The organism is Colwellia sp. MB02u-14 (genome assembly GCF_014076915.1).
Lineage (GTDB): Bacteria > Pseudomonadota > Gammaproteobacteria > Enterobacterales > Alteromonadaceae > Colwellia_A.
The window spans coordinates 163,115-189,335 of the sequence record NZ_JACGUX010000079.1 but is presented as its reverse complement, the minus strand read 5'-3'; the positions used below and the strand labels follow the sequence as shown (position 1 = coordinate 189,335).

The 26,221-nt window shown below is 36.3% G+C and carries 23 protein-coding genes and 3 tRNA genes; 13 read left to right on the top strand and 13 right to left on the bottom strand.

Annotated features, from left to right (window positions below):
* Position 1 precedes the first annotated feature (1 nt).
* Both H4J52_RS20270 and H4J52_RS11185 read right to left on the bottom strand, forming a co-directional pair.
* Positions 2–2,767 carry a YdbH domain-containing protein gene (locus H4J52_RS20270; RefSeq protein WP_182177027.1) on the bottom strand — a complete coding sequence of 922 codons (2,766 nt, stop codon included), beginning with the start codon at positions 2,765–2,767 and terminating at the stop codon, positions 2–4.
* A 474-nt stretch (positions 2,768–3,241) separates the two neighbouring features.
* Entirely contained in the window at positions 3,242–4,768 is a 1,527-nt protein-coding gene (locus tag H4J52_RS11185; protein WP_182224713.1) for a bifunctional GNAT family N-acetyltransferase/carbon-nitrogen hydrolase family protein, read from the bottom strand.
* 482 nt (positions 4,769–5,250) lie between these two features.
* Between H4J52_RS11185 and H4J52_RS11180 the strand changes: the two genes are divergently transcribed.
* The 3 genes from H4J52_RS11180 to H4J52_RS20490 all read left to right on the top strand — a co-directional run bounded on the left by H4J52_RS11180 (position 5,251) and on the right by H4J52_RS20490 (position 5,937).
* A complete protein-coding gene (locus H4J52_RS11180) occupies positions 5,251–5,535 on the top strand; it encodes a MazG nucleotide pyrophosphohydrolase domain-containing protein (protein ID WP_182177025.1) in 285 nt (94 codons plus the stop codon).
* A 130-nt stretch (positions 5,536–5,665) separates the two neighbouring features.
* Complete coding sequence (locus H4J52_RS20495) at positions 5,666–5,755, top strand: beta-propeller domain-containing protein (RefSeq protein WP_182188807.1); 90 nt, start codon at positions 5,666–5,668, stop codon at positions 5,753–5,755.
* Positions 5,716–5,937: a beta-propeller domain-containing protein gene (locus H4J52_RS20490; RefSeq protein WP_404851962.1), complete on the top strand. Its 222-nt coding sequence runs from the start codon at positions 5,716–5,718 to the stop codon at positions 5,935–5,937. The genes H4J52_RS20495 and H4J52_RS20490 overlap by 40 nt, the downstream gene beginning before the upstream one ends.
* A 657-nt stretch (positions 5,938–6,594) precedes the next feature.
* On the opposite strand, the gene H4J52_RS11170 is transcribed toward H4J52_RS20490, so the two are convergent.
* The 6 genes from H4J52_RS11170 to mutY all read right to left on the bottom strand — a co-directional run bounded on the left by H4J52_RS11170 (position 6,595) and on the right by mutY (position 11,202).
* Positions 6,595–7,797: a serine hydrolase gene (locus H4J52_RS11170; protein WP_182177024.1), complete on the bottom strand. Its 1,203-nt coding sequence runs from the start codon at positions 7,795–7,797 to the stop codon at positions 6,595–6,597.
* A 163-nt stretch (positions 7,798–7,960) separates the two neighbouring features.
* Positions 7,961–9,019 carry an AraC family transcriptional regulator gene (locus tag H4J52_RS11165; protein ID WP_182177023.1) on the bottom strand — a complete coding sequence of 353 codons (1,059 nt, stop codon included), beginning with the start codon at positions 9,017–9,019 and terminating at the stop codon, positions 7,961–7,963.
* A 334-nt stretch (positions 9,020–9,353) separates the two neighbouring features.
* Positions 9,354–9,429: transfer RNA gene (locus tag H4J52_RS11160), tRNA-Thr, on the bottom strand.
* Between the two features lie 107 nt (positions 9,430–9,536).
* Positions 9,537–9,612 (bottom strand) — tRNA-Phe (locus tag H4J52_RS11155).
* Between the two features lie 188 nt (positions 9,613–9,800).
* Positions 9,801–10,073, bottom strand: coding sequence for an oxidative damage protection protein (locus tag H4J52_RS11150; RefSeq protein WP_182177022.1), 273 nt, complete (start codon positions 10,071–10,073; stop codon positions 9,801–9,803).
* 55 nt (positions 10,074–10,128) lie between these two features.
* Positions 10,129–11,202 carry an A/G-specific adenine glycosylase gene (gene mutY, locus H4J52_RS11145; protein WP_182177021.1) on the bottom strand — a complete coding sequence of 358 codons (1,074 nt, stop codon included), beginning with the start codon at positions 11,200–11,202 and terminating at the stop codon, positions 10,129–10,131.
* Positions 11,203–11,343: 141 nt separating this feature from the next.
* Here mutY and H4J52_RS11140 point away from each other — a divergent pair, with 141 nt between their 5' ends.
* Positions 11,344–11,682: a 50S ribosome-binding protein YggL gene (locus tag H4J52_RS11140; RefSeq protein WP_182177020.1), complete on the top strand. Its 339-nt coding sequence runs from the start codon at positions 11,344–11,346 to the stop codon at positions 11,680–11,682.
* Positions 11,683–11,841: 159 nt separating this feature from the next.
* On the top strand, positions 11,842–12,576 hold the full coding sequence (trmB, locus tag H4J52_RS11135; RefSeq protein ID WP_182177019.1) for a tRNA (guanosine(46)-N7)-methyltransferase TrmB: 735 nt from the start codon (positions 11,842–11,844) through the stop codon (positions 12,574–12,576).
* A 14-nt stretch (positions 12,577–12,590) separates the two neighbouring features.
* Here the strand turns inward: trmB and H4J52_RS11130 are convergent, their stop codons facing one another.
* The 3 genes from H4J52_RS11130 to H4J52_RS11120 form a co-directional block, all read right to left on the bottom strand.
* Positions 12,591–12,938, bottom strand: coding sequence for a hypothetical protein (locus H4J52_RS11130; RefSeq protein ID WP_220459969.1), 348 nt, complete (start codon positions 12,936–12,938; stop codon positions 12,591–12,593).
* A 295-nt stretch (positions 12,939–13,233) separates the two neighbouring features.
* Positions 13,234–13,713, bottom strand: coding sequence for a methylated-DNA--[protein]-cysteine S-methyltransferase (locus H4J52_RS11125; protein ID WP_182177018.1), 480 nt, complete (start codon positions 13,711–13,713; stop codon positions 13,234–13,236).
* 71 nt (positions 13,714–13,784) lie between these two features.
* Positions 13,785–14,216 (bottom strand): CBS domain-containing protein, encoded by a 432-nt coding sequence (locus H4J52_RS11120; protein ID WP_182177017.1) that lies wholly within the window; start codon positions 14,214–14,216, stop codon positions 13,785–13,787.
* A 194-nt stretch (positions 14,217–14,410) separates the two neighbouring features.
* Here H4J52_RS11120 and H4J52_RS11115 point away from each other — a divergent pair, with 194 nt between their 5' ends.
* The 7 genes from H4J52_RS11115 (at position 14,411) to H4J52_RS11085 (ending at position 22,481) form a co-directional block, all read left to right on the top strand.
* A complete protein-coding gene (locus tag H4J52_RS11115; protein WP_182177016.1) occupies positions 14,411–16,654 on the top strand; it encodes an ABC transporter permease subunit in 2,244 nt (747 codons plus the stop codon).
* Positions 16,655–16,670: 16 nt separating this feature from the next.
* Positions 16,671–18,308 (top strand): phosphate ABC transporter permease PstA, encoded by a 1,638-nt coding sequence (gene pstA / locus H4J52_RS11110; RefSeq protein WP_182177015.1) that lies wholly within the window; start codon positions 16,671–16,673, stop codon positions 18,306–18,308.
* A 150-nt stretch (positions 18,309–18,458) separates the two neighbouring features.
* Complete coding sequence (gene pstB, locus H4J52_RS11105) at positions 18,459–19,280, top strand: phosphate ABC transporter ATP-binding protein PstB (RefSeq protein ID WP_182177014.1); 822 nt, start codon at positions 18,459–18,461, stop codon at positions 19,278–19,280.
* A gap of 49 nt (positions 19,281–19,329) precedes the next feature.
* Positions 19,330–20,031: a phosphate signaling complex protein PhoU gene (gene phoU / locus H4J52_RS11100; protein ID WP_182177013.1), complete on the top strand. Its 702-nt coding sequence runs from the start codon at positions 19,330–19,332 to the stop codon at positions 20,029–20,031.
* A 178-nt stretch (positions 20,032–20,209) separates the two neighbouring features.
* Positions 20,210–20,890: a TIGR00153 family protein gene (locus H4J52_RS11095; protein WP_182177012.1), complete on the top strand. Its 681-nt coding sequence runs from the start codon at positions 20,210–20,212 to the stop codon at positions 20,888–20,890.
* A 9-nt stretch (positions 20,891–20,899) separates the two neighbouring features.
* Positions 20,900–22,165, top strand: a complete 1,266-nt coding sequence (locus H4J52_RS11090; RefSeq protein ID WP_182177011.1) for an inorganic phosphate transporter — start codon at positions 20,900–20,902, stop codon at positions 22,163–22,165.
* A gap of 240 nt (positions 22,166–22,405) precedes the next feature.
* Positions 22,406–22,481, top strand: a tRNA-Phe gene (locus H4J52_RS11085).
* A 491-nt stretch (positions 22,482–22,972) separates the two neighbouring features.
* On the opposite strand, the gene H4J52_RS11080 is transcribed toward H4J52_RS11085, so the two are convergent.
* Both H4J52_RS11080 and H4J52_RS11075 read right to left on the bottom strand, forming a co-directional pair.
* Positions 22,973–25,048, bottom strand: a complete 2,076-nt coding sequence (locus H4J52_RS11080) for an ankyrin repeat domain-containing protein (protein ID WP_182224711.1) — start codon at positions 25,046–25,048, stop codon at positions 22,973–22,975.
* A 27-nt stretch (positions 25,049–25,075) separates the two neighbouring features.
* Positions 25,076–25,594, bottom strand: coding sequence for a hypothetical protein (locus H4J52_RS11075; RefSeq protein ID WP_182224709.1), 519 nt, complete (start codon positions 25,592–25,594; stop codon positions 25,076–25,078).
* Positions 25,595–25,769: 175 nt separating this feature from the next.
* On the opposite strand from H4J52_RS11075, the gene H4J52_RS11070 reads away from it, so the two are divergent.
* Positions 25,770–26,051, top strand: a complete 282-nt coding sequence (locus H4J52_RS11070) for a hypothetical protein (protein WP_182224707.1) — start codon at positions 25,770–25,772, stop codon at positions 26,049–26,051.
* Positions 26,052–26,221 lie beyond the last annotated feature (170 nt).

The window sequence follows — 26,221 nt, the reverse complement described above, 5'->3', positions numbered from 1 at the left end:
CTTATCCCTTATTTTTTTGTAAACCTTTGAGAATACTTTCTTCAAAACGTTGTGTTATTGACAATGACTCAAGTAAACCCAGTAAATCGTAACTCAAGTTCAAATTCAAATTTACATCGTTATCAAGATCTGGATTACGACCTTTGATCACTGTGTCTAACTGCATGTATCCGTCGTCTGCCATTGAAACTGCTGATGAAAGCTGATGATAATGCAAGTTCTGCAATGCATCAAATGCTAGTTTTAGCTGGCTGTTGTTGGCTTTTAGTGCTGCTACTGCTGGATTGTCAATAACCTGTATTAGCCCGTTGCTCGTATTGTGTAGTTCACCTTCTTTAATCATATATTTGTCACCATCAAAAGTAACGGGAAGTTGACCTGATATTTTACCTGTCACCACAATACCTTGTTTTTCATCTAATGCTAAGACTTGCTCTAAGTCTATACTCTTTAGCTGAACGTTAACTGAATTCCCGTGCTCGAAAGGCCAGTTTATAGTTGGAACAAAAAAACTGCCGCCTAAAACATCGGCTTTAAGTTTGTTTGCTGAAAGCGTAAAGGTTTTGTCAACTGTCCAACTCGTGTTAATTGACAGCTTTGAAACAGGGGTAACGGTTTCAATTAATTCAATGGTTAAGTTGTCTTTTACATTAGGTATTGTCGTTATTTTACCTGCATGTATCGATAAATGTTCTTGCCAGTTTAATTCTTGCAGCCAGATGCCATTAATTTCACCACTGAGTGATGTTACAGCAACCGAAACACTAAGTGGTGTGTTTTCAATATTACTTAACGCGTTTATTTGCCCTGATATGTTGTAATCTAGTCTGCCGTCAATTAGTTCAATTTTAGTGGGTAATTGTATATTTAAGGATAATAAATCAGTGAGTTGTAACTTCTTTGCATAAACTTCTATGCGAGGCGACTTTACTGGGCCAGTAATAACAAGGTTACCCAGGTTAACGCCGTCTGCCGTTGCGCTCGCATTGAGGTTTATGTCATTAAGACTGCCTTTAATTTCACTAAAAAGATTAAACGAACTTATTTTCAATGCATTGGGCACATTTACTTGTGAAGCTCTGTTATTAACCTTTAAGTTTATATTAAGGGTGTTATTTTCTAAGCGTTGTACGCTACCCTCTAGCGTTGTTGTCAATGTTTTTAGGCTTACCAGCGCTTGGGGTTTCTTTGTCGCTAAAGTGTGCTCTGCTTTTTTCTGTTTAATGCTATTTTTAAGAGCAGTTGTTTGTTTAAGCACAACAATATTGCTCAATGTGATTGAGGAGTTTTCAGTTAATATAACCGTTGTTTCTTGTTTGGTTTGTTTTAGTGAGCCGGCCAGGTGAAGAACGGCCGGCGCCGTGGTAAATTTAGCCATGCTTAACAGTTTAAGTTGACTATCAATAGTAAAACGACCTATTGCCAATATAGAAGGTGTTTCATCACTTTTAATGCTGCTTTTAGCAACCTTGTTGTCCGCGCTAACTCTCGTGTCTGTTATGGCACTATCACCGAGTGCTATATTTGAGTGGGGTTGGATAAAAGTAATATCATCAAGTTTAATTTTATGGAGTCGTTCATTGCTACGCGCATTTATTTCAAGATGACTAAGATAACCCTTATTATCATTAAGTGTTACTAAGCCATTGCCCTGAAACTTTAACGTTAAATGTTTTAAAGGGTTATCTTTAAGTATTGAGATAATAGTGGGGGAGAGCTCGATTTGCTCTAAGGTTTTTAAAAACTGTGGCTGACTATATTCCAATATTAATTCATTTTTTCCCGTAAAGGTTAACGCTACTTCTGTATTGTTCTCATCGGCTAGGGTCTTTTTAATCTGACGGGGTATTGCTTTAGTCGATTTTTGGGGAATTAAATTGAATTGACTCTTAACGTTTAGTGCCCCAGAAAGCTTAAAAGCGCCGCTATTATCAATGCCGACAGCAGAACTTATTGAGATGTCGGTAATATTATTTTGTAGAGTAAAAACATCTGCCTGATATTTTATGAGTGAGTCGATATTACCTGATACTTCGATAGCAGCTAAGTGGTTTGCTAATGCTGTCGTTATAGGTAATTGATGAGTACTAACGAAGCTTTTCAGTAAATTTAATTGACTTGATAACGCAACGGAAAACCCTTTTTCTACTTGGGTTAATTTAGCCTTGATAAATGGTATGTTTTCAGTGTTTTTTAATGAAAATGATAACGTGTTATCTCGTGTCGATAGTTTAGCCGTATATAAATGCTCGTCTTGCTTTATGGTTTTTTTATTGGGCGTGTTCACTTTATGAAGAACAATAAAAGGTAAATAGGAAATGCTGTCGATATTAATGGTTATCGGTAATTTGAATTGTGTAACCTGCTCAGCATAGGGTCTTAATATTGTTGACAATAATTGGCTAAAATTTTCATTGTTTTTATTAGTTGAGGGAAGGTCATTTACTTTGGAAAATAAGTGATCTGTGCCTTTAATTTTTACCCGACCAACATCAATATCGGTTATTTTAAAATGGGGGGAATACCGCCAATGTATGGTCATATCAACCATTTCAATATCAGCTTGAGACGATTGTAAACATAACTTATCGACGCTGATGGCCAAATTTCGGGCAAAGCTGATATCTAGGCAAGTAATATCTATGTTAAGCGAGCTCAATTGCGCTTGTGCGACGTTATTGATGATGGAGACTCGTGCACTATAAATAATAGTTAACGTAGTTAATAAGGTGAGAACAGCAATTAAAATTAATTTAAAAAATCGCACTTAGGTTCCCTTGCCATAGTTACTTTGTCTTTGAACCAAAGTAGAAAAAATATATTAATTGAGATAAAAACCTGATGCTGGCTTGTCGGCAATACCTTTATTGTCGAAACACCTAACAGGGTAGCCTAATTTTACTCAGTAGAATATAGCGAGTCATTGGTTAAGCAGCATAATGCTGTGGCTTCTCTTTTTAAATAGCATGAAGCGCTATAAGGATTTCTCATTTATTAAAATGCATCATACAAGATAAAAGTTCACAAGTGAGAAAGGCTTATTAGCCATACTCAAGAAATAGCGATGTTGTTATGTGTAGCGTGAACATCATGTGAATTCGTTTATGTTGTCGAAGACTTATACGACAAAATAACCTTTGTATCTCAAAGTAGCACCTGAACCGTTATAGATTCGATTTAGGCGCTTTGATTGTGCAGATATGCTAGTGGTTAATGTATTCTATCAATAAAAAATGACCAACTAAGCTTTGTTATGCTCAGTAATGCTATATAAATCGTGACGTCTATCTCGCATGGTATGCACAGATCCATGGCTATGTAACTGCTTTAATAAATCTATATTTACGTCGACGATAACGGTCATTTCTGAATTTGGTGTTGCTTCCGCTTTAATACCTGTAGTGGGGAAAGCAAAGTCAGACGGCGTAAAAACGGCAGATTGCGCATATTGAATATCCATATTATTCACTTTGGGCAAATTACCTACTGCGCCAGCAATAGCGACATAGCACTCATTTTCAATCGCTCTTGCCATCGCACAGTGACGTACTCGCGTGTAACCATTTTGGGTGTCGGTTAAGAACGGCACAAACAAAATATTCATCCCTTGATCAGCAAGTATTCTAGAGTACTCTGGAAATTCAACATCATAACAAATCATGATACCAACTTTGCCACAGTCAGTATCAAACACCTTAAGGTTTTTACCACCCACCATAGACCAGCTACGTACTTCTGCTGGCGTTAAATGAATTTTATCGTAACGTTCCCATGAACCATCCCGGCGACACAAAAAGCCGGAATTATAAAGATTGCCATCAACAAAAAACGGCATACTACCGGTAATAATATTAATATTATAACTAATCGCAAATTCGATAAATTTATCGCGAATTTGTTCAGTATATTCTGCTAACCGGCGAATACTTTCAGTTAAACGTAAGTGATTAAATTCGGCCATCAATGGCGCATTAAACAACTCAGGAAACAAGACAAAGTCACTTTTGTAATCTGAGACTGCATCAACATAAAACTCCATTTGTTCAAATAAATCATCAATGCTTTTCATGGAACGCATTTGCCATTGCACTAAACCTAAACGAACTTCTGAGCGCGGGGCATTGATCAGTTTTACTGATTTAGTATAAAAAATATTTGGCCATTCAAGTAACGTGGCATATTCCATTGATTCCTTATCACCCGATAAGTAACCGGTCAGTAACTTGCGTACATAAAAATCATTAGCAAGCTGAAAACTTAATACGGGATCATATAACTCTTTAATTTTAACTTTTTCAATGTACTGCTTTGCACTGATTTTGTCTGAATACTGTGCATAGTTAGGCATACGACCGCCCGCTACAATGGCGCGCAAATTCAAGTTTTCGCAAAGTTCTTTGCGCGCATCGTACAAACGTCTAGCCAAACGTAAACCACGATAATCAGGGTGAATAAACACCTCAATTCCATACAAAGAATCACCCTTGGGATCATGATTGTCAAAGGTCATATCGCTCGTGATTTCAGCATAAGTATGTTCATCACCAAAATCAGCATATTCAATGATTAATGAAAAGGCACAACCGACTACAATGCCATCAACAACCACACAGATTTGTCCTTCTGGAAATTTAGTTAATAAGGCTTTTACCGTAGATTCATTCCACGTTGCTAATGCTTTATTAAGGTAAACTGATTCACTTGCGTGTCGAAGCTCTGTCATATTTTGTAAAGTTAAATGACGGACGGTAACGCTATTTGCTTCCATTTATATTCCTAATCGATATGGGTCATAATCATTCTTTTCTCTCATCGTAGAGTGCAAAAAGACGATTATTGTGATTTGTATACCAAAAAATCAACTTATACAAGCATATTAAAAAATGTAGCAAAACGGTCCCAGCAGTGCGTAGGGTTAGAGTTGTGTTAGTTTTTAAGGTTGTAGTACCTAGTTGTGGGTTGAACGGTTAAATCAGCTTATAGAATGATTTGTCAGCAGGTGTCAGCTCTTGATTTCTAAATAACTCAAGAACAAACAAAAAATAACAAACGACAAATTGCAAAAGAGAATTAATAGTGCCGACTGCCGGAGTTGTTATGCTCACAACTTCTTTGATTCTAATTAAATCACTAGATTGCTTATAACGTTATTTTTCATTTGGCAACTAAGTATCAAATTTTATTTTTAGAGTGAATTCACTTAGATATGATAGTAAGTTAACCAATAGTTAAACTTAGTGAGTGAAAGACATGAATATTAATGAAATAGCTGAAAAGAACTATCTTTGGGTAGAAAAAATGGGCTGGCACAATAAAACGACTTTAGAAGCCCTTGCTTTAGTTGCCTCCGAAGTAGGAGAAGCGATCAATGAGTGTCGAAACGAAAAGCCTACGGATGCTTTTGGAGAAGAATTAGCCGACATTATTCTTAGGGTGTTAGATATTGCCCATTGGCAAGAGATAGATATTGAACAAAAGATTCTTGATAAAATGGCCAAAAATGAAAAAAGAGGCACGAGGGGAAGGTTAAAGTGAATTTTTTGAAATAGCTACGCGTCTTTGTAACTTACTTTGTTGCCCAGCCCGTTATACAATCTCACTTTTAGGTAGCTCAATGATAAACTGACATCCTCTTAGTTTTGATCTGCTAAGTTTACAGCTCGCTTTGTGCCATTCACAAATTACGGGTGCACTTGAAATTCCAGGCTATTCATCATACTTACACCCGATATCAGAACGCCTACTTGGAGAATAGGCCATAACGTTGATCCCAATAGACTTTTTCTCGCTGAAGATGATGGAACTACGCCTATTATTGAAGGCGCCAAAATAAGTTTATTTGACGTAAGTAATATGAATAATCCCCTTGAAATTAAATCTATTGTTTATGAAAACGGTTATACCCCTGTTGAATTTGATTATCATGCGTTAACCTAACTAAAAACCGACAATAATACCCATCGCTTTGGTTTACCGGTAGAAAGGTGGTTATTAGAAAGTGTAGTGGATCGTTTAACAGGGCAAGAGTTTAACATTTGGATGCCAGACAATTCCCTAGAGCTAATTGAAGTTACTGGTAACGATGTTGATGCAACCTTACTTTAAATAGGTAGCGTTAAACCAGTCGTAAATTCAGAACCTTCGGAAGCGAATTATGTTTCGGGGTGCGATGATCGAGGCATATTCCACAATGATGATATTTATTATCTGCACGGTAATAGTCTTTGGAAAATTTTATGGCAAATATCTGAAATAACTACAGGTCCATTCTAATAAACTAAAGCGTCTAAATGTTTTAATAAAGCCTAGTGATAAATTTATCACTAGGCTTTATTTGTCTCTGAATTAATAGTGCCAACAACAAAAGTCTAATTAGTATCTACTGATTCCAAGGTAACGCTTGAGAAGAGTTCTCTACTGTTAATATAGCTTCAGTGTATAGTATGCGTGCCTTTATAAAATAATAGCCCTAGACGCTTAAAGTAGGATTTTGTACTAATGATGTAAAACGTTGTTTTAGTTTATTGAAGACTGATTGAAATCATAAATCAGTTTTCCAAAATATCTATAGTTTAGGGGAATGCTAAATTATGTTTATTGTGAAATGGGTACTCTTTGCTCCATTGCAATTTTTGCCAATAAAAAAGGTTTTAACACTTGCATTGATACTTTGCCAAAATCCCAGAAAACTTTAGTATTTGAATTAATGTTAATCGCAACCGATATATTATGCTCAGGCAAAACCATCAACCAGCTTTGAGCGCCTCTTGAAACCCCACCATGGTTAGCAAAGGTTATTTCTCCAACTTCTGGGTCAATGTTTCTTGTCAAAACTCGCCAACCTAGTGAATAGCCATCGGGGGTTTCGCTTCCGTCTGGTAATTTTTGCGGTGTCCAAAAAACACCACGTGTTTTGGCTGAGATAAATTCATCATCCAAGAAAGCGTTGCCCACTTTAACAAGATCTGAAGAAGTGGATATAAAGCCACCACCAGCTAACCTATGGCTAAGGTCAACATCGCGCCATTGTCTGACTTGGGTCGAACGTCCGTTATTATTCCAATAAAACTTGGCTAAATTTTTAGAATTTTCTCCTTGAAACTCAGCCAAGGTCGCGTTCATTTTAAGCGGGTCAAAGACTTGTTTTTTCATAATTTCAAGATAAGGCATATTCGCGGCATTCTCCATAACAGCACTAAGTAAAACTGTGCCAAGTGTTGAATAGGAAAATTGTGTTCCGGGCTCAAATAAAAGTTCGCTACTATCAAATATCGAAAGCGAATCTTCAACATCTTCATAGCGGGTAGATAACGTTAACGTTTTGTATAATCCTACATAATCAGTATTTTGTTTATAGTGTGGCAGGCCTGCCATATGTGAAGCAAGTTGACGGCTAGTGATGTCTTTCCAAGCATCATTAGACAAGTCTTTCATATAGCTAGAAATATTCTTATCAAGATCAATCATCTTCACATCATACATTCTCGCAAGAGCCGTTCCTGTTAATGCCTTTGCGGTACTGCCAATTCTAAACTGGGTATTCGTAGTAACCGGCGTTTTATTTTCTATATCTGACCAACCAGACGCACCAGCCCAAACTAATTTACCGTCAATAGATACGGCAGCTGAAATTGCTGGCGCATTAATCGCGACTTTATGTGTTGTTATTACATCTAATGCTTTGTTTGCTGCTTCTGTGTAGTTCTCTTGATAGAGTATTTGGTCGGTTGGGCTAGTTTTCGGTATTTCATCAAATTGATAAAATGGAAGAAAACTCACCTTGTTTTTGTGGGCCATACTCTCATAAATTGGCCAAATTAATATGAACAGAGTTGCGAATAAGCCGATACTAATAATTTTAACTTTTGTGAACTTTAACATGTAAATTACTCTTTGAAGTTGATATGTAAATGCTAAACAATTCGGCCCATTAAAACTTATCAATACTAAAAAACACTGATCATTTTTGAAATTTATTGCGATATTCTTTAGGTGTCATGCCTTTTTGCGCTTTGAATGTACGATTAAAGGTGGCAATTGACCCATAGCCCAACTCTAAAGCTATTGTCAAAATAGGTTTGCGAATGAACGTTATATCTTCAAATTGTACACATGCCGCGGGAATTCGGTAGCTGCTTAGAAAGTCTGAAAAATTTCTAAAGCCTAAATGTTTATTAATTAATTCACGTAATTGATGTTCTGGCATTTTAAGTTTGTTTGCCAACTGTTTAATTGATAACTGAGTTTCCGTATAAAAGCCATCTTGCATTAATTGATTAAGTTGTTGATAAACATTTTTAAAAACTAGCGGGATAGAAGGGGGATAATTATCATTGTCTTTTATTTCTTCAATTGATGCGGTTTTAGTTTTTTCTGTGAATCTATTATTAAAATAGTGCCAACTAAAAAAAGAAGTTGAAACTAAAATGAGTCCTGCATTTACGAGACTAAAAATAGAAGAGTCTCTTATTGCCGCATTACCTAACTCCAATATCAATATCAATATTAAATATATACAAGTGCAAATTATCGTGACTAACCTAGCATTTCGCCTCGCTTGAACTAAATCATCTGGAAACTCTTGTACGGCAACATAAATAATATGGATGATAAAAAAGAGCTGTATTACATGGTTAACTTGATGAAAACTGCCACTTCCTTTGATGTAACCAAAAAAGTATATAAACCAAAGTAACATTAATCCAATGCTAACTTTAATCCAAATGGACCATTTCGTTGGTTGAAAATTATCTTTGAAATGTAATAAAACGAGCAACCAAAGTAAATAAGGTGCAACTTCGGTGAAAAATAAAAGTATGCCTCTTAATATGCCGTAATAGTGATCAGGTATGGGGGCTGTCAGCAAAAGATAAGCACATAAACAAATATTAACTGAAACCGCTAATGCAGAAGATAAGTTTTGGTTCTTTGATAATATGTAATGGCACAATAAAGAAAGTTGACCTACAGCTAAAAATCTCAGGAAAAGGTCAAAAATATCAGCAAATGATAGGTACATTAATCACTTTTTAGTTAATAAACAGAAAATAAAACTTTAACATATATATGAATGTTCTGGGTTGAATAGCATTATTTACACAATATTCGTTTTTTAGTACTGAAAATTGGACTAAGAGAAATGCAGTGTCTTAGCAGGGGATTGGATAGTAATGTGTGTCGTGGCTATTAGCTTATTAGTATAAACGATGTAAATAACGCACAAAGTACAGAGTAGGTGAGGTAAAGGTGCTAATCGTTACTACTGAGATATTCTCTATAGTTTGTTAAATTTCAGACGAAAAAAAACCTTAACATTGCTGTTAAGGTTTCGTTTCTTCTCCGAAGAGAATAAATGGTGCCGACTGCCGGAGTCGAACTGGCGACCTACTGATTACAAGTCAGTTGCTCTACCAACTGAGCTAAGTCGGCACACGAAGAACGTGTGCAGTATTATTTAGTTACGAATAATACTTTGGCACCGAATAAATGTTTCTTTTAAAACTAAGCAACAAATATTCAAATAGTGTATGAATAGATGGTGCCTCGACCCGGAATCGAACCAGGGACACGAGGATTTTCAATCCTCTGCTCTACCGACTGAGCTATCGAGGCAGTGTCTAATCTGCTGTCTTTTCGGCTTTGCCTTGAAGACGGGGCGTATTAAACTGTTTTTCGTTTTGTTCGTCAACCCTTTTTTTTAAATAAATGTTTGTTTGCTTGTTTTTTCTGCTTATTGTCGGAATAGTCAGCGTAAAATCGTTATTTAATCAAAATATTCAATAAAAAAAGTTGTTCCGTCACTACTTTTTAGGTGGAACGTAGCCTTCAATTTCTGGTTCTTTTCCTTCAAAAAGATAAGCGATCATGGCTGTTTCTAAAAAAGCACGGTCATTTGGCTCCATCATGTTCATTTTTTTCTCATTAATAATCATGGTTTGTTTTTGTTGCCAGTTTTTAAATGCTTCTTGACTAATGTTATCAAAAATACGTTTACCCACTTCTCCTGGGTAAAGTTGAAATCCTAATCCTTCAGCGTCTTTTTTTAAGTTTTGACAAAATACTATACGGCTCATAAATTATTTCTCTTGTTCTTGGTTATAAATTTTCGACAAATACTACTCGAAAACATCATGGCTTTAATAAAGTGATCAGTTTTTGTGTTGATGCTGCTAAGCCAACCGATGCTGTTGTGGCTAAATTGTACCACTGTTGTTGGCTGTTTTCGTTGATTTCTTTTATAGATAACTGTTCACAGTCAATCACTATTGGCTCAATATCTAAATGAAAATGGCTAAAGGTATGACGAAACTTTGTTAACGATTGCACTGAAGTTTGTTTCAGGTGAAGTTTTGCTAATAAAATGGCAATCTCATCTTCGTGCTGAACTTCTAAAAAGCACCATAAGCCGCCCCATATTCCACTCGGTGGACGTTTTTCTAATAAAACTTGATGGTTAATACGGGGTATTACCATGATCGTTTGTTTTTCAGGAATGGTTTTCTTTGGTTTCTTTTGTGGATAGCTACTTTGTTCGCCCAACGAAAAAGCTAAACAACTTTCATTTAATGGGCAAAGTTCACATTTAGGTTTACTGCGCGTACAAATCAGTGAGCCTAAGTCCATCATCGCTTGGTTAAACTGCGCAACACCTTCTTTGGGGGTTAGTGCTTCAGCAATAGGCCACAAGGCTTTCTCATACTTACTTTGGCCATTATGGCCTTCAACCATATAGCAACGTGCTAACACACGTTTTACATTACCGTCTAGAATGGCGTGATGTTTGTTGAGTGCCAAACTTAAAATAGCACCAGCGGTTGAGCGGCCAATGCCGGGTAGGGCAATTACTTGCTCAATGTTTTCGGGGAAATTCCCTTGGAATTGTTGATGAATGATTTTTGCTGTTTTGTGTAAGTTACGTGCTCGAGCGTAATAGCCTAAACCTGTCCAGTGATGTAACACGTTGTCTTCATCTGCTTTGGCCAAATCTTCAATGGTTGGGAAACTGTCCATGAAACGTTGATAGTAAGGAATAACGGTTGCTACTTGGGTTTGTTGCAACATTATTTCTGAGATCCATACGCGGTATGGGGTTTTATTTTGCTGCCAAGGTAAATGTTTTCGACCTTGGGCTTGGTACCAGTCGAGTGTTTGCGTGGCAAAATACTGCGCTGATTTTGATGATATTTGAGTTTTATTTGTCATAGGCGCTTAGTTTACCTAAAAAGTGGACACGAATAAATGTGCATTTTTTATTGCAAAAATTTATAATGCCATTATGCTCTCGTCCATATAAATATCGAGATTATTACTCAAAATGTACTCCCCAAGTCTTAAGGAATTAAAATGAAATTAAATGCTAAAAACCGTAACCGCCGTTTACGTAAAAAATTACGTGTTGATGAATATCAAGAATTAGGTTTTGATGTTGCTTTTAAATTAGCTGACGGCACTGATAATGATACCGTTGATACCTTTTTAAATAACTTTTTCAATGAAGTTATTCAACCTAATGGCTTAGGTTTTGGTGGCGAAGGCGACGTGTTATGGCATGGTATCGTGTGTACTCAAAATATTGGTAAATGTACCGATGAACACCGCACTACTGTTGAGTCATGGTTAAATAAAAATGGCGCTACAGCCGTTGCTGTTAGCGAGCTTTACGATGTTTGGTGGGCTGAATAATTTTATTTTTATAAATGAGCTTTGTTTGGCACTATTAGCATTTTTTGTGTGTTTCAGTGCTATTGTTTATGCAGTATAAGCGCAGGCTCTGAAATTTTTCACAGCTTTGTTTAAAGCGCATTTATTTAGAATTAAACTTGGATTATATTGAAGAAATGTATGACAGATAAAACAGAAAACAGCCACAAGACCGTTGAACAAGCCGAGAAAGAAGGCAAATATATTCGTAAAGTGCGTAGTTTTGTTAAGCGCGAAGGGCGCTTAACAAAAGGACAAGCGAGTGCTTTAGAGCAGTTTTGGGCAACCATGGGCTTGAACCATTCAGACGCAATGATTGATTTTGCTCAGCTATTTAATAACAGTAACCCTGTTATTTTAGAAATCGGTTTTGGTATGGGGAAATCTTTAGTTGAAATGGCAAAAAATGCCCCAGAGCTAAACTTTGTTGGTGTTGAAGTGCATCGCCCAGGGGTTGGCGCTTGTATTTCATTAGCAAAAGAAGAAGGCGTTGATAATTTAAAGGTTTTTGAACACGACGCGATAGAAGTGCTCGCTGATTGTATTCCTAATAGTTCGCTAACGACGGTGCAATTATTTTTCCCTGACCCGTGGCATAAAAAGAAGCACCACAAACGTCGGATTGTTTCTTTAGAGTTTGTAGAAACTATCCGCCAAAAGCTTAACGTAGGTGGCGTTTTTCACATGGCTACTGACTGGGAAAATTACGCGGAATGTATGATCGAAGATATGAATTCAGCGCCGGGCTATAAAAATTTAGCAACCGATGGTGATTTTGTACCGCGGCCAGATTCTCGCCCATTAACAAAATTTGAGAACCGCGGTAATAATTTAGGCCATGGCGTTTGGGATATTCAATTTAAACGCCAAGATTAACCTAAAGCGAACAACTAATTTAAGTATTCTTGTTCAACGTGGAAAAGATGCTGGCTATTACGCAAGTTACCAGTATCTTTTAACCATTGCGTGCTAATAATCTCTCGCTGTAAAGCGGCTTGTAAAATACGTGCTTTATACTGTGACCAATAATAAATAGTCGCGTGTTGATGAGCCTCGTTATTTGGAAATACCTCACTTCTATTTTCTTCTAATTCAGCTAATATATTAGCGATGACTTTCGGTTTTAGTTCTTCTTCAATTCGTTGCTTGAATTTAGTAAAGCGTTTTGCTTTAACTAATAACCACGCCATCCACAATATAACGGCTATGGCAAAAAAAAATACAATATCTATACTCATGACTTATTAATTCTCTAGAAATATTAATACCAAATCTCACTCATTATGTGATCATTTATACCGGTTAAAATCGCCAACTACGGCGTTATAAAATGCATAAGTAGAATAACAACTTACTATATTTATGCCTTGTATTTTCCACTATATCGCCAGTATAAAATAGCTCATCTACGTTATGAAATTGGTATAAGCATCTTATCAGTCAAATTCAATTTTGCTAAAGTTTATTTTTATTTTATAGCGTTGACTTGAGTTAACGTTAAACAGGCTGTTTTTCAATTATTCACGGCTTGAGTTAAACACTAAACTGTGCTTTTTCATGCATCAGCAATTTTGCTTTTAAGGCTAAACCACCTGCATAACCAGTTAACTTTCCGTTGGCACCAATAACGCGATGACAAGGTATAATTAACGCGATAGGATTTCTGCCATTTGCTGCTCCTACTGCTCTTACAGCTTTTTCATTATTAATTCTTTTTGCTATCCATAAGTAACTTTTTGTATCACCTTGCTTAATCTTTAGTAATGCTTGCCATACTTTTTGTTGAAAAGGTGTGCCTTGTGGCGCAAGAGGCACATTAAAAGTGGTTCGTTTACCTAAAAAATACTCTTTAAGTTGTTGGCATACCTCAATGAAGTGGCTGGGGCTTTCGGTGTAATTGTCATCAATGATCAAGGGCAGTGCGCCTTCTTGAAAAGCTAGTGCGGTTAAGCCTTGTTCATTAGCGGTTAAAGCTATATCGCCATAAGGAGAGGGAGTGAGCGTAAAATACATTATTATTCCTTGGTTAAAGCGTGTTCACAATAAATCACGAAGATAAGCAACCCTGATATTTATCACCGCAATTATTTAATCGTCGCTAACTTAAGTCTGTACTGCAGAGCAAGAACTTTTAAAATATCTCGCCAGCTAACAATTCCAATAGGCTGCATGCTATTATCTACAATAGGCAAACATGAAATATGATTGTCATAAAATAGTAATACCGCGTCATTCAAACTCGTCTCTTTTTCGGCCGTTATCAAGTTTCGGTTCATGATTAAGTGCAGTTTTTTTTGTAACATTGAATGGTCACGAGGTGTCTCGTTTTTAGTACCAATGGTTGGACTTAAATGCTTGTATAAATCTCTATCAGTCACTACTCCAACCAGCTGCTTATCGCAGAGTATTAAGATATGGTGAATGTTATGTTGGTCAAATATTGCTTTGGCTTTACTTAAATCGTCATCAATTTCGAGTGTAATTAAGTTTTTCGACATGACTTTGCTTAAGCTCATTATTTCATCCTCATATTTTATTTTTATCTCATCATCAAGATAAACAAAATTTTCTTAGTTAACAATCACCGTTTGATTAAAACATCAGGTTTTATCATTTATGTATAAAGTAATCGTTGGCTGTAACAAAAATGTCATACAACTGTCTTATAATTGGAATCGTACTAAAGTTTCCATAATTGAAGGTGTTTTAAGTGGCAATTGCATTAAAATCGACTGGCCCACGTCAGTTGAAAAATACATTAGCACAATGGTTAATAACAGTAGGTGGCATAAGTGTTTTATTTACACTGGTGCTCATCTTTTTATATTTACTCTATGTGATAAAACCTATTTTTGAGTCGGCAACAATAGAACCTGTTAGTCAATTTGAAATAAGTACGGCAGCACCCACGTTATCAACAGGTGTTGATGAACTCAAAGAAGTTGCTTTTCAAATTACCCAACAAGGTGATATTAATTTTTATCAATTAGTTAAAAGTGCTGCTCATGACAAAGGGACGTTAGTACTCAATGAAAAGTTATTGAGTGATAATAGGACCCTCACTAAAGTTGTTCATGCAGGCAGAGAAAATAAATTATTAATTGATAGTGAAGGTAGCGTACAACTTGTTGCAGCTAAATTCTTTTCAAATTTTGATTCTGGCACACGTGAGATTATTCCAAGTGTAGCTTATCCATTGGGTGAAAATTCAATACCTGTTGATGAAAATGGCGAAAACTTTACCCAACTTGCCTTTAGTATGAACGATGAAAAAGCAGTTTTTGTTGCTTTTACGCAAGACCAGCGTTTAATTAAAACAAGTTTAATCGCCGAAGATGACTTTACTTACGACAGCGCGTTTGAGGCAGTTTATCAAGAAATTGATTTTCCAGTTGATCACGTTAACGACATTCTAGTTACACCAGATATGGGGTTAGCTTTTGTTCGCAGTGATGATCAAATTTTTGTTTTTGATCTCACAGATGAAGATGATGTCGAACTTAAAGCCACCATTATTCCATCATTAGAGCAAACGAGCACTAAACCTCATCATATTACTTCTATGGCATTACTTTCAGGTAGTAGCTCAATTTTATTGGGTAGCAGTGCCGGTAAAGTGTCGCAGTGGTTTGAAGTGGCTACTGACAATGGTCGTCAATTTAAAAATGTTCGTACTTTTGATGTTAGTGAAACTGAAGCTATTACGCAAATTCATACCGAACAATTTCGTAAAAGCTTTTACACCCTAACGCCATCTGGAAATATGGGTGTTTTTTACACCACCAGTGAAGCAGATTTATGGCGTGGCCAATTAACAACAAGTGAGCCAGCAGTATTTGCTATTTCACCTCGTGCTGATGGCCTAGTGATTATTGATAATAAGCAGTTAAAAATATTCAGCGTTGAAAATGAGCACCCTGAAGTAACATGGAGCGCGTTGTGGGAAGAAGTGTGGTATGAGGGTTACCCTGAGCCTGAATATATTTGGCAATCAACGTCTGGTTCAGATGATTTTGAAGGGAAATTTTCTTTAGTACCTATTTCATTTGGTACGATGAAAGCAGCCATGTACGCGATGTTATTTGCTGTACCTATCGCGTTAAGTGCTGCTATTTATACCGCGTACTTTATGACCCCAGGCATGCGCCGAAAAGTTAAGCCTACTATTGAGTTAATGGAAGCATTGCCTACTGTTATTTTAGGGTTCTTAGCAGGTTTATGGTTAGCACCGATAATAGAAAATTATTTACCTGCAATAGCAATGTTATTAATTATGTTGCCACTTTCGGTATTTGTTACCGCATTTGCTTGGCATAAGCTGCCCAAAGAAATGAAAAACACTATTCCTGAAACATGGGCACCGATCATACTTGTTCCGGTGTTATTGATTGCGGGGGGCAGTGCCTTTTTGTTATCACCCTTCTTTGAAACTTTGTTTTTTGGTGGTGATGTTCGACAATTTATCACTAACGACCTAGATATAGACTTTGACCAACGCAATTCATTAGTGGTTGGTTTAGCGATGGGGTTTGCTGTAATACCGACCATTTTCTCTATGGCAGAAGATGCAATCTTTAGTGTACCAAAACACTTAACCAGTGGCTCTTTAGCGCTTGGTGCAACGCAGTGGCAAACGCTTGCAAAAGTGGTTTTGTTAACTGCTAGCCCAGGCATATTTTCTGCGGTAATGATGGGGTTAGGTCGGGCTGTAGGCGAAACTATGATCGTTCTTATGGCAACAGGTAATACCCCAATCTTAGATTGGAGTATCTTCCAAGGCATGCGTACGTTAGCGGCCAATATCGCTGTTGAAATGCCAGAGTCTGAAGTCGGTAGTTCGCATTATCGAATTCTCTTTCTAGCCGCTTTTGTTTTATTTGTTTTCACCTTTATTTTTAACACGTTTGCTGAGCTGATACGTCAGCGCTTACGTGAAAAATATAGCTCGTTATAGTTAAGGAACTGAGTTTATGAATAGTTGGTTTAAATCTGGTTCTCCGTGGGTGTGGTTATCTGCTGGCGGAGTAAGTATCAGTTTAATTTCAGTTCTAGGTTTATTGTGGTTAATTGCTTCACGCGGATTATCGTACTTTTGGCCTGCAGACATTTATCAATTTGAGACGGTAAATGAACAAGGACAGGCAGTTACAGTTATCGGCGAGATATACGATCGAGAGAGCCTTCCTACTAAACAGTTGTCGCATTTAAATTTAGGTTTAGATCCAAATAAAGAGACCATTGAACGTATCTTGGTTAAAACGGGTAACCGTGAATTAGTCAGTTTAGATTTTCGTTGGTTATTAATACCATTGATTAACAAAACGTCGAAACCGGAAGAGTTAGTGGTGGTTGAACGTCGTACCAATGGTAATTTTTATGGCTACATTGAAGGAATTATTTTAGACGGTAAGCCTGAAAGTATTGAAAAAATGGCTGAGTTGGTTGAGCGTGTTGATGACTTTCAAGAAGAAATGGAAGAATTACAAAAAGCTGATATCGGCGCTATTAATTATCAAATAGAGCGTTTGCGTTTGAAAAAGCGTAAACACATACTTGATGAAACATTAACACTAGAACGTGAACAAGAAATTGATGACGAAGTTGCTCGTTATAACGCTGATTATCAAGTATTAGAAACTAAGTTAATGGCTATTCGTGACAAAGTATCTCGTGACCAATTAGTGGTTCGTGCTATGGGTGGCGAAGTTATAGAGATAAATTTTGAAGAAATACTCAAAGTAACTTATAACAATAAATTATCTGTTTTTGGTCGTGCATCAGTATTTATTCAGCAAATTGGCAGTTTTTTAGTTGATGACCCTCGAGAAGCTAATACGGAAGGTGGTGTATTTCCTGCTATATTCGGTACTGTATTAATGGTTTTATTGATGACGGTTGTTGTTGCTCCCCTTGGAGTGGTTGCCGCTATTTATTTGCATGAATATGCTGGAAAGAATGCGCTAACGAAATTACTTCGTATAGCGGTAATTAACTTAGCGGGTGTACCGTCAATTGTTTATGGTGTATTTGGTTTAGGCTTCTTCGTTTATATGGTGGGTGGCAGTTTAGATCAATTATTTTACGCTGAAACTTTACCTAGCCCAACCTTTGGTACACCAGGGGTTATGTGGTCTGCATTAACATTAGCGATATTAACATTACCCGTGGTCATTGTATCCACTGAAGAAGGTTTATCTCGAATTCCATCTGCAATGCGTCATGGCTCGTTAGCCTTAGGCGCGACAAAGGCTGAAACGTTATGGCGTATTATTCTCCCTATTGCCAGCCCTGCGATCATGACAGGTATTATTTTAGCGATTGCGCGTGCAGCCGGAGAAGTTGCACCATTGATGTTGGTTGGTGTCGTGAAAATGGCACCTAATTTACCGCTTGATGGTAACTTTCCATACTTACATTTAGATCGTAAGTTTATGCATTTAGGTTTTCATATTTATGATGTCGGTTTCCAAAGCCCTAATGTGGAAGCGGCACGTCCATTAGTGTTTGCTACTGCATTTTTATTGGTGACCATCATTGTTTCACTGAATATGACAGCGGTTACTATACGCAACCGCTTAAGAGAGAAATATCGCATGTTAGAGCATTAATTTTTATCGTTCACCCTGATTATTAGGCTTAATTAGGCTTAATTAGGCTTAATTAGGGTGACACTTTCCTTTTATTTCAATAGGAAAAAATATTAAATAATGAACACTTTAACCGTAACGAACAAAATTTAAGCATTGAAAGAGAATATTATGATTTCAGTCACGCCAAGAACATTAGACCCAAAAGTTAAACTTGATCTCAATAACTTATCGCCAGAGCAAGTGGCACTAGAAATTAAGAATTTGAACCTTTATTATGGTGAAAAACAAGCACTACAAAATATCAGTATGTCTATTCCTAAAGGACAAGTTACTGCATTTATCGGCCCTAGTGGTTGTGGTAAGTCGACACTTTTACGTTGTATTAACCGCATGAATGACTTGGTTGATATTTGTAAGATTGAAGGTGAAATTAATCTTCATGGCGAAAATATCTATGGTAAACAAGTTGATGTTGCAGCGTTACGTCGCCAAGTGGGTATGGTATTTCAGCGGCCTAATCCATTCCCTAAAAGTATTTATGAAAATGTTGTTTATGGTTTGCGCATTATGGGTGAAAATAATCGACGTGTTCTAGATGAAGCTGCAGAAAAAGCATTACGCAGTGCTGCATTATGGAATGAAGTAAAAGACCGTTTGCACGACAGTGCTTTAGGACTTTCTGGTGGTCAACAGCAACGTTTAGTGATTGCTCGCGCGATTGCGATTAAGCCCGAAGTATTGTTACTCGATGAACCTACCTCTGCACTCGATCCTATTTCAACCTTAACGATTGAAGAATTGATTAACGATTTGAAAAAGCAGTTCACCGTGGTGATTGTTACGCATAATATGCAACAAGCAGCACGTGTTTCAGATCAAACCGCTTTTATGTACATGGGTGACTTAATTGAATACAGCGATACGAATACGCTGTTTACTACACCCGCGAAAAAGAAAACTGAAGATTATATTACTGGCCGTTACGGTTAATACAGACGATTAATATGCTACTTTTATTGTAGAAGTATAAGGAAAAATAATGGATAACATCAATCTTGGTCGTCATATCTCAGGCCAATTTAATGAAGATTTAGAAAATGTCATTAACCATGTCATGCACATGGGTGGCTTAGTTGAAAAGCAATTAAGTGATTCACTGACTGCTGTTTATAATGCAGATGAAGCACTGGCTAAAAATGTTTTAGCGAACGATTACAAAATTAATGCCTTAGAAGTTAGTATTGACGATGAATGTACGCGCATTATTGCTAAACGCCAGCCAGCCGCAGGTGATTTACGTTTGATTATGGCAGTTGTAAAAACAATTGCAGATTTAGAGCGTATCGGCGACGAAGCACAAAAAATTGCTCGAGTTGCTTTAGAGAGTTTCTCTGGAGAGCAAAAAGCGCTGTTACTTAATTTGGACAATTTAGGGCGTAAAGTTTTAGAGTTTTTGCAAGCGACCTTAGATGCCTTTACTCGAATGGATGTAGATTCTGCGGTTAAAACACATGGCAATGATGAGAAAATTGACCGTGAGTATGAAGCGTTAATGCGTCAATTAATGACTTATATGATGGAAGACCCACGTTCAATTCCACAAATAATGAGTGTTATATGGTCAGCCCGAGCTTTAGAACGCATTGGAGATCGCTGTCAAAACATTTGCGAATACATCATTTATTTCGTTAAAGGCAAAGATGTGCGTCACACAACGGCTGAAGATATTAAATCTTTGTAAATTTATAAAAAGCCGCTACGTTTAAATAACTTTATATATACCTATACTGTTTTAACAAATGATAGGTATATCTATCTAAAAGTATAGGTATTGTCATAAAACGCTTGAAGATCGTGTTAAATGGGTTAATATCCGCGACGAATAATAACAAAGAGCAATTTGGCTCTGGGAATAAATTATGGCTACAAATTCTATACTAGGTGTCTTTGCAAAGTCACCTATTAAACCATTAGAAAAACACATTCGATTGGTCACTAAGTGTTGTAATCAACTCACTCCTTTTTTTGCTGCTTGTGCTGCACAAGATTGGTCTACAGCAGGAAAGCTTCGCAGTAAAATTTCAAAATATGAACGTGACGCTGACACCCTAAAACGACAAATCCGTTTAGAATTACCGGGTGGCTTGTTTATGCCGGTTGACCGAGCAGACTTATTAGAATTACTCTCCCAACAAGATAAAATAGCTAACAAAGCAAAAGATATTGCCGGACGTATTTTAGGGCGCAAACTTGTTATACCTGAAACACTACAAGCATCTTTTGTGACTTATGTAGCTAGAAATATAGACGCAGCGGAAAAAGCAGCGGACGCTATTAATGAATTAGACGATTTATTAGAAACTGGATTTCGTGGTCGAGAAGTAGCATTGGTTGAAAAAATGATCAATCAATTAGATGAAATAGAAGATGATACTGACGGTATGCAAATTAAATTGCGTAGCGACTTGTTGGCTATTGAAAATGACTTAAATCCAATTGATGTAATGTTTCTATATCAAATTATTGAATGGATAGGTGATTTAGCTGATTTAGCCGAGCGTGTTGGTGCCCGATTAGAAATTTTACTCGCTAGAAAATAAAGGTTATTCATGGATATTATATTAACACATGGCCCAATGTTAGTCATTATGGCTGGCGTAGTTGGCTTTTTTATGGCGTGGGGCATTGGCGCAAACGATGTCGCTAACGCGATGGGTACATCAGTTGGCTCTAAAGCGCTAACGATTAAACAGGCGATTCTTATTGCAATGGTTTTTGAATTTGCCGGTGCTTATTTAGCGGGTGGTGAAGTTACTTCAACGATTCGTAAAGGTATTATTGACGCTGCTTACTTCGTTGACAGCCCTGAATTACTTGTCTTTGGTATGATCTCCGCCTTGTTTGCCGCGGCTACTTGGCTACTCATTGCTTCTATTTTAGGATGGCCGGTATCTACTACACATTCAATTGTTGGTGCTATTGTTGGTTTTGCTGCTGTTGGTGTAAGTCCTGATGCAGTTGAATGGGGCAAAGTACTTGGCATTGTGGGTAGTTGGATCGTAACACCGCTTATTTCTGGTATTATCGCGTTTCTTATTTTTAACAGCGCACAAAAATTAATTTTTGATACAGAAAATCCTTTGATACAAGCTAAACGTTGGGTACCTTTTTACATGTTTTTAGCGGGTTTCGTACTTGCTTTAGTCACTATTAAGAAAGGTTTAAAGCATTTAGGTTTAGATATAGGCTCAGTTGAAGGTTATATATACGCTATTATCGTTGCTGTTTTAGTTGCGTTTATTGGCAAGCTTTTTATCAACCGTTTAAAATTTGATGAGAATGCAGCAAAGAAGACGCATTATGCTAACGTAGAAAAAGTATTTGCACTTCTAATGATTGTTACTGCTTGTGCAATGGCATTTGCTCATGGCTCAAACGATGTAGCTAATGCTATTGGTCCACTAGCTGCTGTTGTTAGTATTGTCGGTAATGACGGCGAAATTGCGGCTAAATCTGCTATTGCATGGTGGATATTACCACTGGGTGGTTTTGGTATTGTTGCGGGTCTGGCTTTGTTTGGTCATAAGGTTATTGCAACCATTGGTAACGGTATTACGCATTTAACACCTAGTCGTGGTTTTGCGGCAGAGTTAGCGGCTGCTTGTACGGTTGTTATTGCTTCAGGTACAGGCTTACCTATCTCAACCACACAAACATTAGTAGGTGCTGTTTTAGGTGTAGGTATGGCGCGTGGTATTGCAGCAATTAACTTAACCGTAGTACGTAATATTGTTGTTTCGTGGGTCATTACTTTGCCAGTAGGTGCTGGTTTATCGATTGTTTTCTTCTGGGGAATGGTCGCAATTTTCACCTAGCATTTAACGATGTTAATTTAAGAAACCAGCAGAGATGCTGGTTTTTTTATGGGCGTTAAATACTAAAATAAAAAATTTACGTACAGTCGTTTGTTTATTGATAATATTTTAAAAAATAGCGAAATGATTAACTGCTTGGTTAGAGAGTAATATAATTTAAAAGTGGTTAGGTAATGCTTGCCTGAAAGATGATTACCCTATATTATGACGCTTCTTTGAAATTCGCCAGAAATTCAAATTGCCTTGATAGCTCAGTCGGTAGAGCAGAGGATTGAAAATCCTCGTGTCCCTGGTTCGATTCCGGGTCAAGGCACCATATTTCTCTTTATTGAGACTAAAAAGCCCACAAGTGATTGTGGGCTTTTTTCGTTTTAGGCGTCTGGTCGATATCTGGTCAGTTCCACATGAACTTACCATTAACAGTGTGACGCTACTAACAATAATATAGGTTTTTTCTTCACGGTATAGTTACACCTTTTGGGTGATAGACATGTAATCTATCGGCTCTGTTGATGGTCTTAAAGGTTTTTTTGATGCGATTAAAGCAGTCTTCCTTTAAGGACAAGTCTTCTGATGATTCGAAGAGGAAGTGATTTACCTTGCGATAGACGCGTCATCAATAAATGGACAATGCCCATTAGATAAAGGGAAGAGGTCTTGAATCGATATATGATTGAATTCGAAAAGCGTTTAAAGAACTTTATTTAAAATTGACAGTTACAAAAAATTTGTTACAGGCTTTATTAATGTCTCAACAAGTATTTTTAATACTTGGAAAGTGTGCTGCATTATTTAATGAACGTTAGTTTAATCTAATAACTGGGGGAACTTACTTATTAATTGATTATAAATTGATGGGTTAGAATGACTATAGCTTGATGTTCGTTCTTTATGACTTTTAGATATGTTAATTCCTCCATTAATTAACAATTCAACAATTTGAATGATTTCAGTTTGATATTTTATCAGTGCTAGAGCATGATCGAGGGGGTCTAAACCCTTTGAATTAATGTTTAACTCCACACCTTGGCTTAATAAAAAAGCAATCATTTCTTTAGCGTTAAAAATCACGCTATAATAGAACGCATTATTACCTATGCTATCTATAAGCTTTATATTTAAGCCGTAAGGTATTAGCCTCCTCGCTAATGAAACATTATTACTTTGCGCTAAAAGAATAATTGAATTCTTGGGTAAGTCAGCTCCCTGTTCTAATAAAGACTCTATTGTGAGCCAATTCTGATTCGATGAAATTGCTATCATCAGAAGCATGTCTATTTTTTCTTTATCGTTGGATTCTTCTATATCAAAGATTATTTCCTCAATACTTTGCCAATCGTCAAGTTCTAAAGCTGTAAATGCTGATTCTAAAGCATCTCGTTGCTCTTCAGATACCTCATTTTTAAAGCGATTATTTTGAGAATCAATCTGGTTTTGTACATTTGAAAGTAGTAATCCTTGTATTGCTAGCTTACCTACAAGATCATTTCTCATCGAAAGGTTATCGATTAATTCATCTATTGTAATATTCTCTGTTTGTTTTTCTTTGAGTAATTTTTTTGCGGCTAATTCAAAAGAAATGTTTTTTGTTTCAACTCCTATCGCTCTTTTTTTTGATTTTTTACTTAAAGCAAGGCTAATCATCTTATTTCCCATAAGTAAAAAGCATCGATTGGTAATAATATCAGTACCTTCTTCTTGCAAGTGGCCCTGCAATGCTATTTTATACAATTCAAAAACATTTACATAGACAGAAGGCTTCCAGTCTTCTGGTATTTTATTATCGTTGATTTCAGAAAATGTGCTTTCATAACTGTTGATTAAATCTTTAGGCAGCCAGCTTAATAAATTATCTACGGTTGATTGATAATTAGGTTTAACTCCATTTTCCATCAATGATAAAAATATTTCTATATATACGTTTTTTTGATTTTCATTTTTAGGTGTTTTTAGCAAATCGAGCGCATTTAAATGAAATGGATCTGGAGATGCGGGGCTATTTAATGAAAGCCAATAAGATACCAGTTCAGGTGAGAGCGATTTGGTGGCAACTAAGGCTAGAGAGTTATAATAACCTAAATCAAAGTAAACTCTTGTAGCGTCAGCATTTCCTGCCATATAAAGTCTATCAACAAAAGAAATGGGTAAAGATAACTCTGTTGCTGTTACTAAATCTATAAATGCAGGGCTAGCTCCCAAATCAAGTAACTGTAAAACTGCATCTTGTCCTCGTTTATTGCTATTTTTTAGAAGTATATGTGAGATAGGAGGAATTACTTTATATGAATAATAGACATACCCATTTATAGGCAGTTCTCCTTTTGAGAAAGACTGTATCAATTTAACCAAATTGTCTTCTTCTAATAATTGTGAAAATAAAGCGCTAGCATTATTTTTCATTATTTCTGCATTGGTATCCGCTAAAGGTGGCAGCATTTTTCTTTCGAAAGGATTAATGCTAAAAATTCTTCCTCTCATAAAATTTACACCTGAAAATATGGAAATGTAATCTAACTTTGTTCGCTCAGCATTACCATTTACTAAATTTTGATAAAATTTCTTTATTTCATGTGACTTTTCTTTTGACCACAAAGAAATATCCTCAATTTGTGTGAGATAATTATCACATATATTCAACGTTAAATCGGTTTGAGGTTGATTAGTGGGTAAAGTGAGTTCAGGCATAACATATTCAGGTTGTTCTGTTGATTTCAGTTCTTTAACTGTTGTGCTTTTAGCTTCAATATTTTCTTTTATATTTAAAAAAAACAAACTAAGTATAATGAAAAATATTAATAAACTGTAAACTAGTACTTTAAGAACTCTTGAATTCAACTTTTGTAATTCCCATCTTTTGTAAAACTTGGTATTGATGAATTTCATCAATACCACTTAGTTAGTACTCAAAAATTATTGAATACTATAGCAATCGGCTCTACCATTTGCTTTCATTAAATTGCAAACTTGTGGAACCTCTTGAACTGCATAATGAGTTGAGGTTATACATGAACCAACTGCAACTACCCCCAATAATGGACCAAGCAAAGTTCCAAGAAGACTACAGACATCACCACCAGTATTCCGTGCATTGGTTAGTTCTGCCTGGCAACCAGCTAATTGTGCATCAGAGTTATCCATACATTTTGCAACTATTTGTGCTCTTAATAAGGTCGTGTTAACGTACATTAGATCTACTTGAGCGAGAGCGCCAACACCAAAATACTCATCATATAATACTCGATACTCTTCAAATAAAGCATCTTGACGTGCTATCTCATCCAAACAGTATTGATCACAATTTACTCCGATGCGTTCAATTGCATATGCAGAACTAACAGTTATTGATATTCCTTCTCGATCACTTGTTATCTTAATAAATAACAAAATAATTACTGCTAGGATAAGTCCAATATTTTTAATCCAATTCATTTTTACTTTCCTTTTTTTATATATTTACATTTTATTATCATTTTGGTGTCGGTTTATTGGTGTATTGAAATTTGAGATTAAGAATAAAAAAGTAGAAAGTTTTTTATCCTAGCCGTATAGTTAAAAATGTTATTGATAGTTTTTTTGTTAAATAAAGTAAGGTTAGGGAGGGGGTGTGACAAAATTGGAACTTTCAAAAAAAATTGACAAATACGTAAAGAAACAAAAAATATATAAATGGGTGTATTGTATTCTGAGTACTATTTTTACTGTTTTTGCTTTTATACCAAGTACAATTATGTTTTTTGATGAAAATATGTTCGGGCTTCCCCCTGTCATGTTTGCTATATTTGGTGGTGGGTACTTATACAAAGCATGGGATATCATCAGAGGTAATGAGGAACATGAGCTTTTAATCAATGCATTAGATTTACTTTCTACTAGTAATACTTCTTAGTTTTAAGGGATAAGTTCTCTTCATGAGTAATCGTTCGGGTAATGAATTGTATATAAATCAACGATTATTTTTTAGAATTTGACCGTTAATTTAGTTTTATAGATATAAAACAAAAACTAATATTCAGGTTTATGCCAAAGTCATCTATTAATTTATTTAATTTATGTTCT

Excerpts from the sequence above, each read along its gene's own strand:
- H4J52_RS11120 (WP_182177017.1), bottom strand. The coding sequence starts at position 14,216 with ATGAGCTTAAGCAAAGTCATGTCGAAAAACTTAATTACACTCGAAATT.
- pstA (WP_182177015.1), top strand. The coding sequence starts at position 16,671 with ATGAATAGTTGGTTTAAATCTGGTTCTCCGTGGGTGTGGTTATCTGCT.
- H4J52_RS11125 (WP_182177018.1), bottom strand. The coding sequence starts at position 13,713 with ATGTATTTTACGCTCACTCCCTCTCCTTATGGCGATATAGCTTTAACC.
- H4J52_RS11090 (WP_182177011.1), top strand. The coding sequence starts at position 20,900 with ATGGATATTATATTAACACATGGCCCAATGTTAGTCATTATGGCTGGC.
- phoU (WP_182177013.1), top strand. The coding sequence starts at position 19,330 with ATGGATAACATCAATCTTGGTCGTCATATCTCAGGCCAATTTAATGAA.
- H4J52_RS11075 (WP_182224709.1), bottom strand. The coding sequence starts at position 25,594 with ATGAATTGGATTAAAAATATTGGACTTATCCTAGCAGTAATTATTTTG.
- H4J52_RS11140 (WP_182177020.1), top strand. The coding sequence starts at position 11,344 with ATGAAATTAAATGCTAAAAACCGTAACCGCCGTTTACGTAAAAAATTA.
- H4J52_RS11095 (WP_182177012.1), top strand. The coding sequence starts at position 20,210 with ATGGCTACAAATTCTATACTAGGTGTCTTTGCAAAGTCACCTATTAAA.
- pstB (WP_182177014.1), top strand. The coding sequence starts at position 18,459 with ATGATTTCAGTCACGCCAAGAACATTAGACCCAAAAGTTAAACTTGAT.
- H4J52_RS11130 (WP_220459969.1), bottom strand. The coding sequence starts at position 12,938 with ATGAGTATAGATATTGTATTTTTTTTTGCCATAGCCGTTATATTGTGG.
- H4J52_RS11080 (WP_182224711.1), bottom strand. The coding sequence starts at position 25,048 with ATGAAATTCATCAATACCAAGTTTTACAAAAGATGGGAATTACAAAAG.
- H4J52_RS11185 (WP_182224713.1), bottom strand. The coding sequence starts at position 4,768 with ATGGAAGCAAATAGCGTTACCGTCCGTCATTTAACTTTACAAAATATG.
- H4J52_RS11150 (WP_182177022.1), bottom strand. The coding sequence starts at position 10,073 with ATGAGCCGTATAGTATTTTGTCAAAACTTAAAAAAAGACGCTGAAGGA.
- H4J52_RS11170 (WP_182177024.1), bottom strand. The coding sequence starts at position 7,797 with ATGGCCCACAAAAACAAGGTGAGTTTTCTTCCATTTTATCAATTTGAT.
- H4J52_RS11165 (WP_182177023.1), bottom strand. The coding sequence starts at position 9,019 with ATGTACCTATCATTTGCTGATATTTTTGACCTTTTCCTGAGATTTTTA.
- H4J52_RS11180 (WP_182177025.1), top strand. The coding sequence starts at position 5,251 with ATGAATATTAATGAAATAGCTGAAAAGAACTATCTTTGGGTAGAAAAA.
- mutY (WP_182177021.1), bottom strand. The coding sequence starts at position 11,202 with ATGACAAATAAAACTCAAATATCATCAAAATCAGCGCAGTATTTTGCC.
- trmB (WP_182177019.1), top strand. The coding sequence starts at position 11,842 with ATGACAGATAAAACAGAAAACAGCCACAAGACCGTTGAACAAGCCGAG.